The organism is Paenibacillus whitsoniae, from assembly GCF_003955665.1.
Taxonomy (GTDB): domain Bacteria; phylum Bacillota; class Bacilli; order Paenibacillales; family NBRC-103111; genus Paenibacillus_E; species Paenibacillus_E whitsoniae.
On record NZ_RXHU01000026.1, the window covers coordinates 1 to 17,753 of the forward strand.

Annotated in this window: 14 protein-coding genes and 2 pseudogenes; 4 read left to right on the forward strand and 12 right to left on the reverse strand. The window is 54.1% G+C overall.

Annotated elements, in window-relative coordinates:
- Window positions 1-397: pseudogene (locus EJQ19_RS10240) on the forward strand (hypothetical protein); the annotation flags it as partial.
- 329 nt (window positions 398-726) lie between these two features.
- Here EJQ19_RS10240 and EJQ19_RS31780 read toward each other — a convergent pair.
- The 3 genes and pseudogenes from EJQ19_RS31780 to EJQ19_RS10255 form a co-directional block, all read right to left on the reverse strand.
- Entirely contained in the window at window positions 727-828 is a 102-nt protein-coding gene (locus EJQ19_RS31780) for an S-layer homology domain-containing protein (RefSeq protein WP_241242836.1), read from the reverse strand.
- Between the two features lie 8 nt (window positions 829-836).
- Window positions 837-6,101: pseudogene (locus tag EJQ19_RS33035) on the reverse strand (S-layer homology domain-containing protein); the annotation flags it as partial.
- Window positions 6,102-6,128: 27 nt separating this feature from the next.
- Window positions 6,129-7,352, reverse strand: a complete 1,224-nt coding sequence (locus EJQ19_RS10255; protein WP_126141124.1) for a HupE/UreJ family protein — start codon at window positions 7,350-7,352, stop codon at window positions 6,129-6,131.
- 270 nt (window positions 7,353-7,622) lie between these two features.
- On the opposite strand from EJQ19_RS10255, the gene EJQ19_RS10260 reads away from it, so the two are divergent.
- The gene (locus EJQ19_RS10260) at window positions 7,623-9,758 is read left to right on the forward strand and encodes a helix-turn-helix domain-containing protein (RefSeq protein ID WP_126141125.1); all 2,136 of its coding nucleotides are present in this window, start codon (window positions 7,623-7,625) and stop codon (window positions 9,756-9,758) included.
- A 459-nt stretch (window positions 9,759-10,217) separates the two neighbouring features.
- On the opposite strand, the gene EJQ19_RS10265 is transcribed toward EJQ19_RS10260, so the two are convergent.
- Both EJQ19_RS10265 and EJQ19_RS10270 read right to left on the reverse strand, forming a co-directional pair.
- On the reverse strand, window positions 10,218-11,597 hold the full coding sequence (locus tag EJQ19_RS10265; protein WP_126141126.1) for an ABC transporter substrate-binding protein: 1,380 nt from the start codon (window positions 11,595-11,597) through the stop codon (window positions 10,218-10,220).
- Window positions 11,598-11,697: 100 nt separating this feature from the next.
- A complete protein-coding gene (locus EJQ19_RS10270; protein WP_241242837.1) occupies window positions 11,698-12,780 on the reverse strand; it encodes a DUF3048 domain-containing protein in 1,083 nt (360 codons plus the stop codon).
- A gap of 164 nt (window positions 12,781-12,944) precedes the next feature.
- On the opposite strand from EJQ19_RS10270, the gene EJQ19_RS10275 reads away from it, so the two are divergent.
- Window positions 12,945-13,412: a ferritin-like domain-containing protein gene (locus EJQ19_RS10275; protein WP_126141128.1), complete on the forward strand. Its 468-nt coding sequence runs from the start codon at window positions 12,945-12,947 to the stop codon at window positions 13,410-13,412.
- A 95-nt stretch (window positions 13,413-13,507) separates the two neighbouring features.
- Window positions 13,508-13,870, forward strand: coding sequence for a DUF2512 family protein (locus EJQ19_RS10280; RefSeq protein WP_126141129.1), 363 nt, complete (start codon window positions 13,508-13,510; stop codon window positions 13,868-13,870).
- Window positions 13,871-13,921: 51 nt separating this feature from the next.
- Here EJQ19_RS10280 and EJQ19_RS10285 read toward each other — a convergent pair whose 3' ends face one another.
- The 7 genes from EJQ19_RS10285 to EJQ19_RS10315 all read right to left on the reverse strand — a co-directional run bounded on the left by EJQ19_RS10285 (window position 13,922) and on the right by EJQ19_RS10315 (window position 17,535).
- Window positions 13,922-14,311, reverse strand: a complete 390-nt coding sequence (locus EJQ19_RS10285; protein WP_126141130.1) for a rhodanese-like domain-containing protein — start codon at window positions 14,309-14,311, stop codon at window positions 13,922-13,924.
- A 21-nt stretch (window positions 14,312-14,332) separates the two neighbouring features.
- Window positions 14,333-14,599: a metal-sensitive transcriptional regulator gene (locus tag EJQ19_RS10290; RefSeq protein WP_126141131.1), complete on the reverse strand. Its 267-nt coding sequence runs from the start codon at window positions 14,597-14,599 to the stop codon at window positions 14,333-14,335.
- A 71-nt stretch (window positions 14,600-14,670) separates the two neighbouring features.
- A complete protein-coding gene (locus EJQ19_RS10295) occupies window positions 14,671-15,156 on the reverse strand; it encodes a DsrE/DsrF/DrsH-like family protein (protein WP_126141132.1) in 486 nt (161 codons plus the stop codon).
- 5 nt (window positions 15,157-15,161) lie between these two features.
- Window positions 15,162-15,389 carry a sulfurtransferase TusA family protein gene (locus EJQ19_RS10300; RefSeq protein ID WP_126141133.1) on the reverse strand — a complete coding sequence of 76 codons (228 nt, stop codon included), beginning with the start codon at window positions 15,387-15,389 and terminating at the stop codon, window positions 15,162-15,164.
- Window positions 15,390-15,453: 64 nt separating this feature from the next.
- Window positions 15,454-16,029: a sulfurtransferase TusA family protein gene (locus EJQ19_RS10305; protein WP_126141134.1), complete on the reverse strand. Its 576-nt coding sequence runs from the start codon at window positions 16,027-16,029 to the stop codon at window positions 15,454-15,456.
- Window positions 16,026-16,361, reverse strand: coding sequence for a rhodanese-like domain-containing protein (locus EJQ19_RS10310; RefSeq protein ID WP_126141135.1), 336 nt, complete (start codon window positions 16,359-16,361; stop codon window positions 16,026-16,028). The genes EJQ19_RS10305 and EJQ19_RS10310 overlap by 4 nt, the downstream gene beginning before the upstream one ends.
- 34 nt (window positions 16,362-16,395) lie before the next feature.
- The gene (locus EJQ19_RS10315; RefSeq protein WP_126141149.1) at window positions 16,396-17,535 is read right to left on the reverse strand and encodes an MBL fold metallo-hydrolase; all 1,140 of its coding nucleotides are present in this window, start codon (window positions 17,533-17,535) and stop codon (window positions 16,396-16,398) included.
- Window positions 17,536-17,753 lie beyond the last annotated feature (218 nt).

Sequence of the window (17,753 nt, forward strand, 5' to 3'; positions counted from 1 at the left end):
AGATGTGTATAAGAGACAGCTCTTCGGCGGTGGTGGCGGCACCGGAGGCGGCGGCGGCAACTTCCTGAGCAACCTGCTCGGCGGCGGTGGCGGCGGCGCAGGCGGCGGCCTGGGCAACCTCAACATGAAGCAAATCTCCGGCTTCGTGGAGCGCATGGGCGGCATCGACGGCATCATCGGCACGATGGGCAAGGTGCAGAAGTTCATCGGCACGTTCCAGCAAATGGCGCCGATGGTCAAAACACTCTTCGGCAGCATCGGCAAGGGCGCGGTCAAAGCCTCCGATGACGATGTAGAAGTGTACCGGCCGAAACGCAAACGCCGCAGACGCAAAGGCGGCAAAGCACGCCGTCGCACCAGCGGCAAGAGCGTGAGCGTGAAGCGCAGACGCAGGTAAGCTGCGCAGCGGGAACTGCTCTAACGGTTTACACTACCTCCCAAACCACGCTCTACCATCTCTAACAGTTGCCACAGCGCTTATCTGGCGCCAAAAGCCTCTATTCCGAAGCTAACGGTTGTCGTGGAGCTTATTTGCACGAAATCCAGTGAAATCTTGCCGATTTCACCGAAATTGCCTCCATGGCAACCGTTAGGCTGGTAGGCACCCTATTTTTAAACAAATAAGCGCTATGGCAACCCTTACCAGCTTCCACCCACCACCGCGGCCCCCAAAAAACACATAAAAACCAAGAGGCACCCGCTCCCGGGCACCTCTTGGTTTTCCATTTATTTCCCAGAATGCAGCGCACGCCAGATCAACGTCGTAGCTTCCGCTCTCGTCGTCTCTCCTTGCGGACGCAGCGTGCCGTCCTCGTAGCCGTTCAGCAAGCCGCCNNCACCAGCATAACCGCCATCTGCTCGCGGGTGATCACATCGTCCGGTCCAAACGCCGTATCGCTGTACCCGCTGACGATGCCTTGCGCCGCAGCCGCCGCGATCACCGGTTGAGCCCAGTGATTGGCCGTATCCGCAAACACCTTCCCGCTACCCGCAGTATTCAGCTTGAGTGCTTTCACGAGAATAGACACGAACTCGGCTCTCGTGATGTGTTTCTCAGGCCGGAATGTACCGTCCGGATACCCGGAGATCGCGCCTGCCCCGATCAATCCACGAATGCTCGCTTCCGCCCAGTGCCCTTTAACATCGGACAAGTCTGTTCCACCTGTGCCCGGTTTCGCCTCTTCTTTCGGCGTTGCCAGAACAGCGAATTTCGTGAAATGCGTCACGGAGCCTGTCACTGTACCAGCCGCTGGATCTACGCTCACATTGTCGAGCTGCACCCATTTGCGCGTCTCTTCATTGAACCAGTATAAGCTGACTTTCGTTTGCTTTAAGTCCACACCGTTCGCGTTAAACGGCAGCGTAATTTGAATCGCTTTGTTGAAAGAGCCTGCTTGATCCTTCTTAATTTCATACACGTCGCCCAGCAGCTTGGCTCCCGTCTCAACTGGCAGCGAAGAAGGATTCGTCAGCTTCTCTACCGTGATACGAATCGCACTTTCGACGGCGCCGCTTGGCACGATAATTTTGATGCCGTCCATAGAAGCCGTACCGCCGTCAACCGGAATCGTCGTTCCCGGACTTCCAATCGGAGCACCGCCGCTGCTATTATCGCTCGAGTCATCGTCATCATCCACAACGTCAACCGGCTCAGGCCCCGGATCTTTCATCTCCGTTCCTGTCGTGAACTTCCAAATGTCCGAACGCCTCTTGCCTTGGTAGTTATCTTCAGCAACGGCGTACCATTGATACGTCGTGTTGGCAGCGAGGTCCGACCACAGCGTCGAAGCCCGCGCCCCGCTCGCCACATGCTCTTTTACGCCAATGGGATTGGCCGTATACACGTTCACACCGAAATAATCCGTAGACACGCGCTTCAACACCGGCTCCAAATTCAGATCGAGGGTAAACTCATCTTTGCCCGGGTATTCCGTCGGGTCGTAATAGTTATAGTCGTTCAAGTAAGGCGAGAACGTCTTCATGTTGATTTTGCCTTGCGTCATATCGAACTGCATCAGACGGATATAGCCCAGTCCGCCTTCCGGCGCACCCTGGTAATCAGCTAGCATTTGATATACGTTGCGATCTGGTTTGCCATCGCCGTCATCGTCAATACCATCAACTTTAAGCTCGGCATCGTGGTAGTGGCCGGATAGCGCAGCGATCACGTTTTTGTTCGGAATGACGACGCGTTCGAACACTTTGTCCGCCATCGGCGCACGGTTGTTGGACACGAGCATATACTCGTGGAAGTTCAGAATCGCTTTGCGGTTCGGATACTTTTTGAGCACATCGTTGATCCAGTCAATTTCCTTGTCCCCGAAGCCCCAGCCCATATAGACGATAATAAAATCGTTCCCGTTCGAGGAAACCAGGTCGTAATGGCCGCGGTTGTTATCGTAGGACTCGCCGTAGGTCGGTTGGTTTTTGAAACGGTCTTCCCCGAACCATTGGCTGTAGTAGCTGTAGTCATTATTCTGATGCCCGACGTCATGGTTCCCGGCCAGCACGCCGTATGGAATCTTCGCGTCTTCCAGCACCTTCATATCTTTGTCGGCTTCCACCCACTGGTATTCCTGGTCGGCATTATCGACGATGTCCCCGGTATGGATGACATATTTGATCTTGTTGTCTTCCTTGTGGTCGGCGATCCATTTCACGATGTTCTGGTAGATGTAAGGATAGCTTTTGGAATAATACTGCGTATCGGACATCCAGACAAAGGAAAAATCGTAATCCGGCGCAGCCGTGCTCGTCTGTACAGGAGCCACTTCGTCCTGCACCATCACTTGAATCTTACGTTCCGTATCCGCATAATCGCCTGCGGCCACTTCCGCTTGGAGCGTGAAGTCCTCCGCTCCTGCAAAAACTGTCTGCAGCGGATTCCACTTCCCAAGGCTCGGACTCCAGGCGTACAACGTTACTTTGCGCCCTTCCAGCGACTTCCCTTTCCAACTCAACGCTACACGGTCCGTGCTCGCCACAGCCGGGTCCAAATTCACTTCAAAACGCTGATACGGGAATTGCTCATAAGCATCGTCCGTCAAGTAGTTGCCGTCAACAGCACGGATGGATTCATAATCGGCCTGTCCAAAAGCCTGCTCACCATCCGGCTTCACCTGCTTCGGAGGCTCCGTATCCGAGGCGCCACGGAAGCCTTGAAGCTGCTGCTGCGTGCCTGCGTCATATTTAAAGCCTTGGTAGAACGACACGCGCATTTCATCGCTCATGCCATCTTTTGCTCTCACCGAAAGCCACGCATTGCGGTTCACATTGCTCGCATCTTGACCCGGCAGCAGTTGCTGCGGTTGGTCTGGATTTTCGGCCGGTACGGTAAAATGAATCGTCTTTTCCGCCGCATTACCGACTTTGTCCGTCGCTTTCACATTGAACGTATGCGAGCCGCTCGGCAGCTCTGCGGATGAGGTTGCGATCGGCAGCGTGACCGCCTCGCCGTCGAGCGTAGCTTCGACTTTGTCCACGCCGGCGAGCGCATCCGTGACATCGGCATTGATCGTGAACGCGCCACGGTACATCATGCCTTCTTGCACAGTCGGCTGAATCACAGGCGCAGTATTATCGACTTGCACGGAAGCAGTAATCGTACCTGCACTCGCATGACTAAGCTTGATCGAATGCGGACCGTCGCTTGCTTGTGCCGTATTCCAGGCATACGCTTTTGACGCCAACAGGCTGGTCGGGATGTCAAAGTTGAAATCGACGAACGGATTTTTGCCTGCGCTGTCGCCCATTTTAATGACCTTCGTCGGATCGCTGTATCTTGCATCGTAAAGAATCGTACCGTCATCAAAAACAAGACGGACGTTCTTCACTTCAAAATCATCCTTGTTCTCTTCAGGCCGGTCGTCAAAAGGCGATGCCTTGGAGCCCGCGCGGATCGAGATCACGTTGCTGCCTGCCTTTAACCGATCCGCCTGGAACGGAATCGACAGTGTCGTGTACGTGGAGATCGGATCCTGGAAAATCGACAGGATTTCCTCGCCCTGCGTGATGCCGTTTTTGAAATAATAGTTAACGCCATTAACATCAAATGCGAAGTAAGCGTTATACTCAACCGCAGGATACGTCGCTTCCGCCGGCAGCTCCGTGCCGTCCATCGTCAGCGTCAAGCTGTCGGGATGGAGACCTTCGCCTGTCCCCCGGATTACCTTCGAATTCGAAAGGATGTCCCCGTCTTTGACGCTGAGCCGCAGCGGCGCGTGATCGGAACCGCCTTGAATCTCAACCCGCTTCGAGCTTAATACCGTTTCGTTGGTGCCGTCTGAAGCCGTCAAGTAATAGTCCAGGTAGGTGTTGCCGATCAGCTCCGGCGAGAAAACGGTGTAATGATACATTGTATCCGCAAAGCTCTCTCTCAAATAATGCTTCGTATACTGCGCTTGTTTCTCGGTTTTGTAGTAGAGCGCGACGGTTTTCACCGCCACATTGTCCTTCGCATCGCCGATGATTTCCAAATCCTTGGACTGGTCGATCACTGTTTTTCCGGTTAAGTCCGTCAGTGTCGGCTTCACGGTATCTGGCGTCACGGTTACGGTTTTCGTTGGCACTTGCACCGACTCAACCGCGCCCGGCGTCGCCGCTGCCGTCGCTGCACTGTATTTCGTCATCGTTTGGCTGCCGTCTACCGGGTATTTGTACAAAATCCCCATATTAGCCTTGGCGTCGCCAGCTACATAGTAAGCGGAGGCAACTTCCGTCCCCGTATTTGTCGCGATGACAAGCCCTCGGTTCGAAGCATTCGCCATCCCGTCACTGTAGATGCGGACGATGTTCGTGCCTTCCACGAGGTTCGTTTTGTAGTTCGCATTGAAATCAGCCACCGTAGCGTTCATATTCTGGTTGTTGATAATCCAGAACACCAGAGTGCCTTTGGATGGAATAATGACATCTTCTTTGTCCGCAGGCCAGAGCACGTCGGCGCTTGGACCGGAATCCGTGTAACGGTACACCATCGAGTAGTCTTTAAAATTTACAGCTTGATCCGTATTGTTATAAATCTCAATGAATTCATAGCCGTCCGCCGATCCGATATTTGTGGAATCCGGCACAACCTCGGTCACGAGAAGCGGCGGAATGCGGGTGAAGTCCGTGTTGTCCATCGCGACACCAACTTGATACACATTGGAGCGTACGGTTTTCAGTCCATCGTTAGCCTGAATATAATACTTCAACTGGGTATCGGTTAGCTTGGCCTTAGGGATCACGGCTTGAAAGGCATTGCCGCCGTTTGCCGTCATACCCACCGTATCATACGTTGGCATCCCACCTGTCTGATAGTACACGGAAGCCGATACCGTCTCTGCCGGCTCGCTGTTCGTAATCTGCGCTTGCAGCACCAGATCTTGCTTCTGATCCGCTTGCGTAACCGGCATATGCGTAATGACCGGGTGCTCCGAGTAAGCCACCTGTCCAGGATCGACGGCACCCGGGGTTGCATTCGCCGGAATCGGGTCCTCGCCCGAACCGATCATCACCATATTCTTGGAGCCGTCGGTCGGAAGCTCGTAAAAAATCCCTTTATCCGGTAGCGTTTGGTTATCGTTCTGATAACTGGCAATGACGATATCCTCGCCCAGCTTATCCTGAATTACCAGATCTCTTGGCCCGCCGTTCGCCATGCCGCCTCCGCCTTCAACGCGGAACAGGTTGACATTCTCATGAAGCGCGGTGTGAAAATTCGTATTGAAATTGGCTTCCGTCAGTGCTTTATTAGCCGCATTCATCACCCAAATTACAATAGAAGAACGGGCCGGAATTGGCATACTGCCGCCAGGATTGCCGTTATTGTAAGGCGCCCAGACCGTATTCGACCCGGCATTGCGGTACACCAGATTGTAATCCTTAAAATCAACTGCGCTATCCGAATTGTTATACACCTCGATAAATTCATACGCATCGGAACCGCTGATATTTGCGGTATCCGGAACGAGCTCGGTGATGAGCAGCTTTGGCACTTGTGCAGCGTCAAAAGCTGCCGCCTGCACACCAGTATCGGCAACCGCCATCGGAGCCAGCATGCTGAACATCATACCGGCGACTGTAAGGCCGGAAATCCATTGTTTCAAACTACGTTTAACCATGATAACGTCCCTTCATTCTTTTTTTGACTAAGCTAGTACTCGCTCCAATAACCAGTAGAGACCGAAAATGCCAACGATGCCGGAGGCATACACGTTCCAATTGAAGCGAATCGGCAGGCGCCGCACCGCGATCAGCAGCGGAATCACGATGGCGACGACGACCAGTTGGCCGATCTCGACGCCCAGGTTGAATGAGAAGAGCGGCAGCGCCATGTGACCGGAAAGCGTGCCCCGCAGCACCTCGGCAAAGCCGAAGCCGTGCACCAAGCCGAACAGCATCGTCACGACGACGCGCACGTTTTCTTTCTTTTTCCATATATTCTCGATCGCGATATACACGATACTTAAGGCGATTAACGGTTCCACGATCCTTGGGGACAGGTAAGCGACTTCCAGTGAGGACAGAACCAGCGTCACACAGTGCCCGATCGTAAAAGCCGTGATCAACCGCACGATCTTCCATACCTTCTGTTCCGCGGCCAGCAGCAGCCCGAATAGGAACAACATGTGATCCAGTCCCGACCAGATATGTTCCATGCCCATCACCACATACGTTCGGAGCGTGCTCCACCCCGATGTCTCTGCCGTCAGCACAGTCGGCTGCTTGGAAGACGCTGAGGCTGTAATGGTTTTCGTCGTCGTTGCAGCGGCACCGCCAGATGGGCTGCCCGCAGCGGACGCGCCAGGACCTTGCACCTGGACGATGTAATTTTGACTGCCCAGCACCTGTTCAATCGTCTGTCCGCCGACATGGATCGTCGCATAGTTGCTGTGGTTCACATCGACGCCGTTATACCAGAAGAAGTTGTACTGCATCAAGTAGCGCTTCACCGGCCCAGCAAAACGGTACTGAATATCGATGCCGATCATCTCCATGCTGGCGCGTTTCTCATGTTTGGCCGCCGTAATGGTTCCGTTGCCGACCTTGCCATCCCCCGTTACAATGATGCCGTCATCGACGAGACGACTCAGCGTACCGAGCGAAGCCGCCAGCTGCTTGTCGCTGATCTTATCTCCGCCATCCGGCTTATCGGGGAAAATATGAACCAAATCCTGCTCCAGGAGAGATAAATGATAGGAGATCGTATCCGACCCGACCTGAATGTCCGAATACCCCGCGGAGGAGAAGTGCGCCCACCCCGGTGCAGCCACGGTCAAGATCGCCGTCACGGTCAAGATGATTACGATGAAACTTTTTTTGAGAAGCCGCACAGCCTTGTTCCCCTTATCCAATGATTTGGCACGGCTCATGTCTTCCGCTTCGCCTCACTCCTTCCCATGAGCTCCGTGTCTTACCCGGTCATCATAGCCGAGGCCCCCAGCTGCTGCCTATACACACCATTTTCGATCCTTCCCGATTGTTTGGATTTGTTTTTAAAGCTTTTATAAAGCGACGAATCGGGAAAAGCGCGCAGTATCCAAAAAAAAGCCCATACCCGAAATATCAGGAATGGACTAAAATAAAGAGGCGAACAACTCGCCAAGATCAACTGGCGCTGCAACCAGAGGGAGCCTGTAACGATGAGTTTTTTTACACGTCAACCATCACTGTTTCGAACCATACTCACCAGTTTTCTTATTCTAATTCTAATCTTCTCCTGCTTCAATTTGCTGATCTTCGGACTACTTAAGAGCCACCTGCGCAGCGAAATGATCGAGCAGAACCGGCTCACCCTGCAAAAAGTGGCGGACCGCTACCAGATGCAGCTAAATCGGGTGAAAGAGGCGCTCTACAAGGAATTCACGGATAAGGACGTCATTACGTTCAACAATCAGGTCAGCTTGTCCAAGGATACCGATACCCTGAACTCCCGCCCAGTCGTGCAGGATATTCAAGGCCTGACGAGCGATAGTGAGCTGTATCTCGACACGATGTTCCTCCTGTTTCGAACGACCGATCTGGCCGTGAATAAAATGGGATCGGGTCCGGCGGCGGCACTTTTCACGGATTATGCGAGCGCGGCATACCCACTGTCTTATTGGCAAGCGCAGTTTGATCGACGGGAAAATTTTGTGCTGCATGCGGCGGCATCGTTCGGGAGCCCCGGGAAAACATTGATCCCGTACTCCATTAAACCCGCGCTTTCCGATAACATGCTGATTGCTATGGTGGACGCGGATCGGCTGCGGGACGCAATACTGCGGGATCATCCCGGTATGCAATTGACGCTTTTAGGGGCTGACAGCAGCCTTCTCTATCGGACAAGCAGCGATACCGGAGAGCTTCCCAAGCAAGTCCAAGCGGGGAAGATCGCGCAGAACGATTACCTATTCGTTAACGGGGTTTACTATCTCAGTTATGGGATTGAGGACGGCATGCGGGTGATTCTGGCGGTGTCGAGTCCGGACTTGGCGGCGAAGCTGCTGCGGCTGGACAATCTGATGATGATTCTGCTCAGCGTTTCCATTCTCATCGCTTTATTGGCTGCCATCTCCTTCAGCAAGCGGATTAACAAGCCTGTGCGGGAACTGCTGAAAGAGAAAACTGAAATTCAGCAAACCCTGCAAGATCAGCAGTCGCTTCTCACCAATTACCATTACATCACGCGGCTCAAAAATATTTCTCACGATGCGCCCGATTGGCCGCCTATCTCCGCGGAAGAAACGTTTACCGTCGTGCTTTACGAGCTTCGCTTCCGCTCCGCCGCCTTTGTCCAGACGCCGGTCAGCCACGACCAGACTTCGCTGTTGATCGGCGATCAGATCAAACCGCTGATGGAGGCGCACTTCCCTGCTTCACATACGTTTCAGATGGAGCATCATCAGTTCTTGACCGTGTTTCCCGGCGGCGAGCGGGAACGGATCCTGGCGACGCTGGAGACACTCAAAGCCGCGCTCGACCGCGATTTGCGCTTTGGCCTGGTTACCATCGCCGTCAGCTCCGCCTTTGAGCATTCCGTGCAGTTCGGCCATGCCTACCGCCAGGTCAAAGACATGGCGCAGCAGGCGCGGCTGGCCGAAGAGACGCAGATCGTCACGGATTTCCGACCGCATTTGACAGCTTACACCTTGACGCTAGCGCAGGAAAAAGACCTGACCACCGCCTTGATGTCCGGGAAGGAGCAGGATATGCTGGACATTTTCCTGCCGTGGCTGGAGGAGCTAGCTCGCTATGAAGCGAGCATCGACATGTTCAACCAGCTGACGCAGGCGGTCACCGCCAAGGCGCAGAAAGTGCTGGAACATTACAAAATCCAGCCAGACATCGCCTGGCAGCTCAAGCCGCTGACGCTTCAGTTGGACGAGTGCTGCACCGTGGCGGAGTATCGCCAGAGCTTTGCCAGCTACTTCACCGTCGTCGCGAGCATCGTCCGCGAAAAAAAGGACACCAGCGACCCGGTCATCGACCATGTGCTCAGTGTCGTGCAGGAGCGCTACGCCGACGATCTGTCCCTGGATACACTGGCCGATCAACTGAACCTGAGCACGTCGTATCTGTCGACGTACATCAAAGAAAAAACCGGCGTCAACTTCATGGAGCACCTCCATGACAGGCGCGTGCGCAATGCGCAAGAGCTGCTGCAAAACACCGACCTGAACATTCAGGAGATCGGTGTGCAGGTCGGCTACCGGAACATCTCCTCGTTCAACCGGATGTTCAAAAACCGTACCGGCACCTCGCCCGGCGAGTACCGGCGGATGCATAGGACTTCGTAGCCGGGCTTCCGGCGGCGGCGGTGCGCGCCGCGCCCCCAATCCAATGAACTGGAATTTCTCCCGTTCATTTTCGTGTTTTTGCTCAAATTGCGGGGCTGAACTGGAATTCTTCCAGTACATTTGACCGTTTGGCAGTCTATCTCCGAAAATGGCTGAAATAAACTGGAAGTTTTCCAGTTGAGTTGACACGGGAGACGTTGCCAGACGAAATGAGCTGGAGATTTTCCAGTTCATAGGCGCTTAGCTTGCTTGATATTATTTGGCTTCCATCGTTGTACATGTAAAACGCACAGCCTGCTGCCTTTAAGCTGACTACATTGGCGACGGCCCTGCGGCCTGAGCGTGAGAAAAAACCTGAGGGGTTCGGGTTCCCTCAGGTTTTTTGGTGCATGCTGAGCGTGCGGTGCGGGCCGACGAGAACACAAAAAAAGGAAGCCGACCACCCCGCTTCCTTCCCTCTTATAATTGCGAATTGTACGCCGCAATCTTCGCATTAATCGCCGCGGCGGCGGCGTCGAGCGCTTCCTGCGGCGTTTTCACGCCGCTGAGGGCCTCGTTCACCGCGTTCTCCGTCAGCTTGCGCGCATCGGGGTAGACGCCGAGCACGCCGCCCTGCGAAGCCCGGCTCATCTCGGACGCCTGGTGCTGATCAATCGCTGTTCCAAACTGCGGGAACTGCGCCAAATTCTCCTTCACAAGCGGCTGGTCATAGGCCGCCTTCGTGATCGGAAAATAGCCGGTGTTCACATGAAAGAATGCCTGCTGCTCCGGTTCGGAGATGAATTTGATGAAGGTCCACGCCGCTTTTTGCTCGGCATCGCTCTTGTTATTCATAATCCAGTTGCTGCCGCCGCCAACCATGATGCTGCCTTTGTCCCCCGGCGCCTTCGGAAAAAAGCCCGTCCCGACCTCAAAGCGCCCGTTCACGCCATTCAAAATATCCCGCAGCGAAGCGGTCGTATCCAGAATCATGGCGACCTTGCCGTCGATGAACCATTTTTTCGACTCGTCGCTTTTGCCTGCCGCAGGAACCGCCGCTTTGCTGTCCACGAGCTCTTTCCACCAGGTAAGGACCTTCACGCCTTCCGAACCATTCAACTGCCAGGCGGTGGCCAGCCCTTCCCGGCCGTTGCCGAAATTGACCAGCTCCGCGCCCTGGTTGGCGACGAACTGCTCCATGTACCAGCTTTGGATGCCGAAATAAGCTCCCCACGCATTGTCTCTGGACAGCTTCCGGGCCGCCTGCCCGACCTCGTCGAAATAAAGCGGAGGCTTCTCCGGATTGAGACCCGCCGCTTTGAACATATCCTTGTTATAGTACAACAGCGAATTAGAAGCATTAAACGGCATGGAATACAGGGTATCGTCCACGACATAATGATTCATAATCGCTTCATCCAATTGTGAAGTATCGTAATTCTCCTGCTGAATAAACTGCTGCATCGGCGTTATCGCCTTCGAGTCAATCATAAACTTTGTGCCGATATCGTAGACCTGCGCCAGGGTTGGGCCGATTTTGGAACCGAACGATGCTTTCAGCTTCGTCAAACTGTCGTAATACGAGCCTTGGTAGACCGCTTCTACTTTGATGTCGTTATGTACGGCGTTGAAATTGGTCACCAACTTGTCCACGACTTTGCCGTTCTCTCCGCCCATGGAGTGCCACCAGACCACTTTTGTCACCTCAGGCATGGCTTGTCCCGTAACATCGGACACTTCCGTTCCCCGGGCCACGGACGCATTTCCCCAGATGGAGTAACTGATGCCAACAACACCAAACAGAACGATAATGAACAGAATATAGACCGGTATCGAAATTTTGCGTTGTAGCTTAAGCATCGCGTATTCCCCCTATGACTTCTTATCATAGGAGGCCAATGTTCGGACATCATTAGGTCAGTGTTAACGGATTGTAAAATATCCCCCTAACCCACACCGCCTACTCCATCTTCAGCGCCGTGCCCTCCGGCACGATCTGCACCCACGTGCTGCCCGGCAGCAGCGGCACTTCCTTGCCGTCCGCGCTGAAGGCCCGCAGCAGGCCGTTCTTGCGCTCCCACGTGATCGCCTGGGACTTGCCCTGCTGGAAGATCATGCCCTTGTTCGGTCCGAACACATCGACGTCGCGGCGGCCTTCTTTGTCGACGACCTGGTGCTTGCTCTCCAGCACGAGCAGGTTCGTCGTCGTGAGCTGCCCGCCCGTCTCCTTGTCCAGATGCGGCTTCCCTTCCATGCTGCGCTTGTACAGGCCGGAAGCGGCATCGTACTCGTACGAGACGAAGTAACCCATCAAATACGGGATCTGCACGTAGTGCACCGCAGCGCCCGTGAGCTTGCTCTGCGTATCCGCCGCGAACGTCACCAGCGGCCCGTTCCAATCCGTGCGGAACTTGTGCGCGGCGGCGCCTTGTTTGATTTTCGCCACCGAGGTGTACAAGTTGTGTGGCGCTTTGCGTTCCGTCGAACGCCAGTAATAGGCGCCGTCGCCGTACACTTCATCAAGGTGAGCCAGATTGCGGCCTGCCATCATATCCATGGCATCCTGGCTCCAGCCGGCGTGGACAATGACCGCGTCGAGGGCGTCGCCAATCTCCACAAAATACGGCCGAATGCTCCGCACAGGCCCAATGACCGCAGGTTCATGACTTTGAAAAACAGAAACGAATCTCGTAATCTCACCCTCGGCAAGAATTTCATAGACGATGTCGGCTTGGTCGAGGCCAGATTGCGGGCGCGCTTGGGGCGCATTTTCGACCATGACCATGTAAGGGCGCGACTTCACCTCACGGTCGGCAGGCAGGCCAGTGAGCGGAAAGTGGAAAGCCGCCGCGGCCGTAGGCGCAGGCGACTCCGCAGTCGCTGTGGCCGGCTTCGACGCCGGCGTCACGCCCCCGCCCCCTGCAGGGCTGGCGGAAGGCACAGCGGCCGTTTTGCTGCTGCTGCACGCGGTCGTGAGCAGCAAAGAGCAGCCGATCAGAAAAGCGAGGCTTCGCAATTTTTTAGGGGATACGATCATCAGCACTTTCAACAAAGGCACCTCATTCCTATCAATCTAGCGTACATACTCCATTTATATGCTAGAACGCCCGCGGCTAGAAGCACGGAGCGATAATCGGGAACTCTGATAGGCACATGCACATATACTATTCTACTCAGCATACCCACGAACGACTGGGGGGATCAACCATGTACTGGCGTTACCCTTATGCTTACCGACCTGCCTTCCAACCGGTGTGGAACACGGATTATCAGAAGTCTTTACAGCTCATTGCCTCGGCGGTGCAGGACGAACGAAATGACGAATTGTTTTATGAGGAATTGATCAAACTAGCGCCTACAGCGGAGCAGAAAGCCATGATTACATCCATTCGCGACGATGAGCGCAGCCACAATGCCATGTACCGGAGCATGTATCGGGATCTCACCGGACATGAGGTACACGGCATCAGCGACGAGAAGTATCAGCACATCCGCTCGTATAAGGAAGGCTTGCAGCGAGCGCTGCAAGGAGAGCTCGGGGCGGTCGAGAAATACCGGAATATTCAATTCGGGCTGCCTTATGGCATCTACAAGGATACAGTTGGCGGTATCATTCTCGACGAGCTTAAGCATGCGAGCAAATACAATTACCTGTTCACCCTGAACAACCACTAGGAATTTCGCGCAGTGAGCAGGTCTCAAGCATACCCCCGCCCGATTTCAGCCATATTAAGATCAGACGCGTTATCTTAAAGAAAGTAGGCGAGATTATGCTGGGAAAACTGCTCATGAAGCTCGTAATTAACGGGATTATTCTGATTCCCTTGGTTGTGTATTTATCGAATGCCGGGTGGGGAAGCGCGTTTTGGGCCGTCTTCACCTTTCTCCTTATGACGTACGTCATCGTGGACCAGCTCTTTATGCGGGTGACGAACAATGCGGCCGCTGTACTCGCAGATGTGCTGCTGACGTTCGTGTTCTTCTGGCTCGTACAGCGCTACTTCTACGATTGGTCCATGAGCTACACGAGTATGGCGATCGTTGCGGTCGTCTATGGGATTGTGGAGTTTTTCGTACATGCATATTACCAGCGGGACCCAGGCAAACTGAGCCGCCACAGCTTTGACGACTGACCCTAGCGCCAAAAAAGTCATTAACCCGCTAGTGGGCTAATGACTTTTTCTTCATGACTGCGTGACTTTGCCTCGCCAGGCCAGAATGCCTCCGCGCAAATGCGACAGCTGCTTATACCCGTTCTTGCTCAGTATCCGGGCCGCCTGCTTGCTGCGCATCCCGCTTCGGCAGTAGAGAACCACAGGCCGATCCTGAGGGATCTCGGCGTACCTGGTCTTGAGCCGGGAGAGCGGAATGTTCACCGCACCCGGAATGTAGCCTTGCTTCACCTCGTTCGGCTCGCGCACATCGATCAGCACGCTCCCAGTCTTCTCCGCTAAACGCTCCTGCAATTGCTGCGAGGAGAGGTTATCAAGACCTCTGACACCGGAGAAGCGAGAATAGATGAACCACACGATAAAACCGTGCGCAATGAGGTTGAAAATCATTTGTCCATTCATAAGCTGCCTCTTTCTGCCGGATTACCGGCTTTTGACCAGCAATTCCACCGCTTGCTTCACCAGCTTGCCCGTATCGCCGCCCGCTTCACGCTCTTCCATAATGCAGTTCTCCAAGTTGACGGCAACAATCGTGGCAATCGCCTTGTCGGCCGCACTGCGGACCGCCGAGATTTGACTCACAACATCTTTGCAATCCTGCTCTTCCTCCATCATGCGCAAAATGCCGCGAATCTGGCCTTCCATTCGTTTGAGCCGTTTTTTCATATCATCATCGTAGATCATCGTCATTTTTCAGCCATCCTTTCGCATACCTGGTTAGGTATATTATTGCCCATGACGGTGTGGAAGACAAGCCATGCCTAGACAAATAGGTTCACTTTCGCATCCGCCGCGTCGCCAAGGTAAGCCGCAACCCCGGCATATTCGATGCCGTCCAACAATTCTTGCTCCTGCAGCCCCAGCAGATCCATGGTCATCGTGCAGGCCACCAAGCGAACCCCCTGCTCTTGCGCAAGCTCAATCAGTTGAGGCAGGGATAGCGCATTGTGTTTTTTCATCACGTGCTTGATCATTTTAGGTCCCATGCCGCCAAAATTCATCTTGGACAGCCCGAGCTTCTCCGGGCCGCGCGGCATCATCCAGCCGAAGGCTTTCTCCAGCAGCCCTTTCTTGACGCCAGCAACCTGCCCATCCTTGCGCAGTGTATTGAGGCCCCAGAAGGTGAAAAAGACGGTCACCTCATGGTCATACGCAGCCGCACCGTTCGCTATGATAAAGGCGGCTATGGCTTTATCGAGCTCGCCGCTGAACAGAACAATCGTCGTCTTTTCCTTGTTCTCCGTCATAAGGCTCATCCTCCTTTTCTCACCAGAAAGATGAAGACGCCTTGGTTCTCTTTCGCTTCCAGCAGCTCATGCTTCGTTTGTCCAACCCATGCTGTAAAATCTTTCAACGCGCCTTTATCTGTCGTAAGCAGCTCCATAACCTGCCCCGGCTCCAACGTATCGATGCCTTTCTTCGCTTTTACAATCGGCATTGGGCACGCTAATCCTTTCGCATCTACAACCAAATGAACCATTATCGTTTTCCTCCTCATCGTAAACTTTCCGAAATAACGTATCGCTTAATTTCGGAGAGCACTCTTAATCTTCTTGTTGAATCGGGCCGTTCCATTGCGACATCCCCGGCAGTACATTGTACAGCTTCGTAAAACCGCGCTCCGCAAGCAGCAAACAGGCCAGATCGCTTCGCGTCCCCGTCCGGCAAATCACGTAGATCGTCTCTTCGGGATTAAGCGCAGCAAGTCTGCTATCAAGATTCCCTAGCGGAATCGAGAAGGAGCCGGGAATGTGTCCGAAGGCGAACTCCGCAGGCTCGCGAACATCAAGAATGGTGAGCTTCTCACCGGCCGCCAGCTTAGCCGCAACGTCCCCATTTCCAATGGTCATCTCATACTTCTGTTCGGGCTTAACTTCGGAAGCTACGGCTTTTCGAATGAAATGGCGGTAGACGCCGTTCTCCTCTCGCAGACCGACATAGTGATGACCGGAACGGTCGGACCATCCTTTCAAGTCGGCGACGGAGCCTTTATCGGTTGCACGCACTTCGACTATTTCGCCTGCCTTCATCTCTTCGATCGCCTTCTTGGTACGAACAACGGGCAGCGGACAAGCAAGCCCTTCGCACGGTACCGTACGGTTAGCGTGAATAATCGTCATCTTCCCACGCCTCCTTGATTTCCTTCTTGGCCGTAGGCTAACGCTCCACTCCAGGCGGACATGCCTCCCGTCATATTCACGACGCGGCAGCCGAGCGATGACAAGTATTCGCAAGCCCTGCTGCTCCGATTGCCGCTGCGGCAGACAACGATCGTTTCTTGTTCACGGTCCAGTTCATTCAGCGCCCGATTGATCTGCCCCAGTGGAATATGGTACGCACCGTGAATATGCCCGGATTCCCATTCGTCCTGCTCGCGTACATCCAGAATGTGAACCGGTTCTCCCTGTTCCTGGCGTCTAAGCACATCTTGCGGCAAAATATCTGTATACATCGTGTATTCCTCCTCGAAAGTGTATGGTCTGGTTCTATACATCGTGAACTGCGCAGCGGTTCGGTCCGATCTCCATGTCCCGCTGTTCCTCCGGCGTCGGCGCAATCCGCCCCATATTTGTGAGGCGGATATCCTGGTAGGCATTCGGCTGCGGCGGCAGATTCTCCGATACGGTGCGACGGAATTCGGATTCATCGGCAATTTGGAGTCCGGGATTGCTCGCAAACAGATCGCCGAGCCGAGCGGAGACGATCCCGTCTGGACCCAGTTCCGACATGCTGCCAAAATGCGCCGGCAGGACGAGAAGATCCTCGGAAAGCGCCTGATACCGTTCATATAGAGTTGTACGGAGATCGCCTACCCAGTCCTGCGCTTTGCCGGCCAGGTCCGGTCTGCCAATCGAGGCGACAAACAGAATGTCCCCGGAGAGGAGATACCGGTCATCAACGATCAATGACGTACTGCCGATGGTGTGGCCCGGCGAATAGATCGGCTGCAAGCGAATGGACGTTGTGCCGACTGTCAGCACGCCGCCTTCCTCCAGCTTGTGATACGAAAATTGCACCTCATCGGCATCCTTCTCAGGGAGCCAATAAGAGCCGCCCGCGTTCTCCGCCAGTTGACGCCCGCCCGAAATATGATCGGCATGAAGATGCGTATCGATGGTATGGACGATTGTCGCCTTCTTGTCTCTAGCCAGCGTCTCAAAAGCGTCCGTCATTCGGACGGCATCGATCACCGCGGCTTCGCCCGATGAGATGACCATGTAAGACAGGCAGCCTTTTCCGAGCCGAAGGAACTGAAACAATTCGCCGCCATCCTGCAGATCGGCAACCTTGACAGGCATGAGCTGTTCGCTCCATGCTTTCATCCCGCCCATCAAATACGAAACCCCGGTGACGCCTGCCTCCAGCAGCTGTTCGGCCACGAAGACGGAAGACCCCTCTTTGGCGCAGACCACCACAATCTCCTGATGAGCCGGCAGACGGTCAAGAACAGCCTCTACCCCATCCATCAGCTCAAAATAAGGCACATTCAGCCTGCTGACGCCTTCGCCTTCAATTCGCCAGTTGGCATGATCCTCTTCATTGCGCACATCCAAAATAAAAACCTGCTCCCGGTTCAGCACTTTTCTTGCCAAAACCTCTGACGACATGCCTTGTAGCTGTGTCATTTCATTCATCGTGATACCCCTCCAGGTAAGGAATAGATGTGTGTTTAAAGTAAAAAGTGTAAGCCAAACCTTGAGGATCATTTTCATATACCCCATGGGGTATATGAAAGCGCAAAAAAAATTCGCAGTCTGGCCTTTGACTAATCGCGTCAAATTAATTACATATACCCGTATGGGTATATAAAGACTATACAGCTTCGCGCTATTTTCGTCAACCC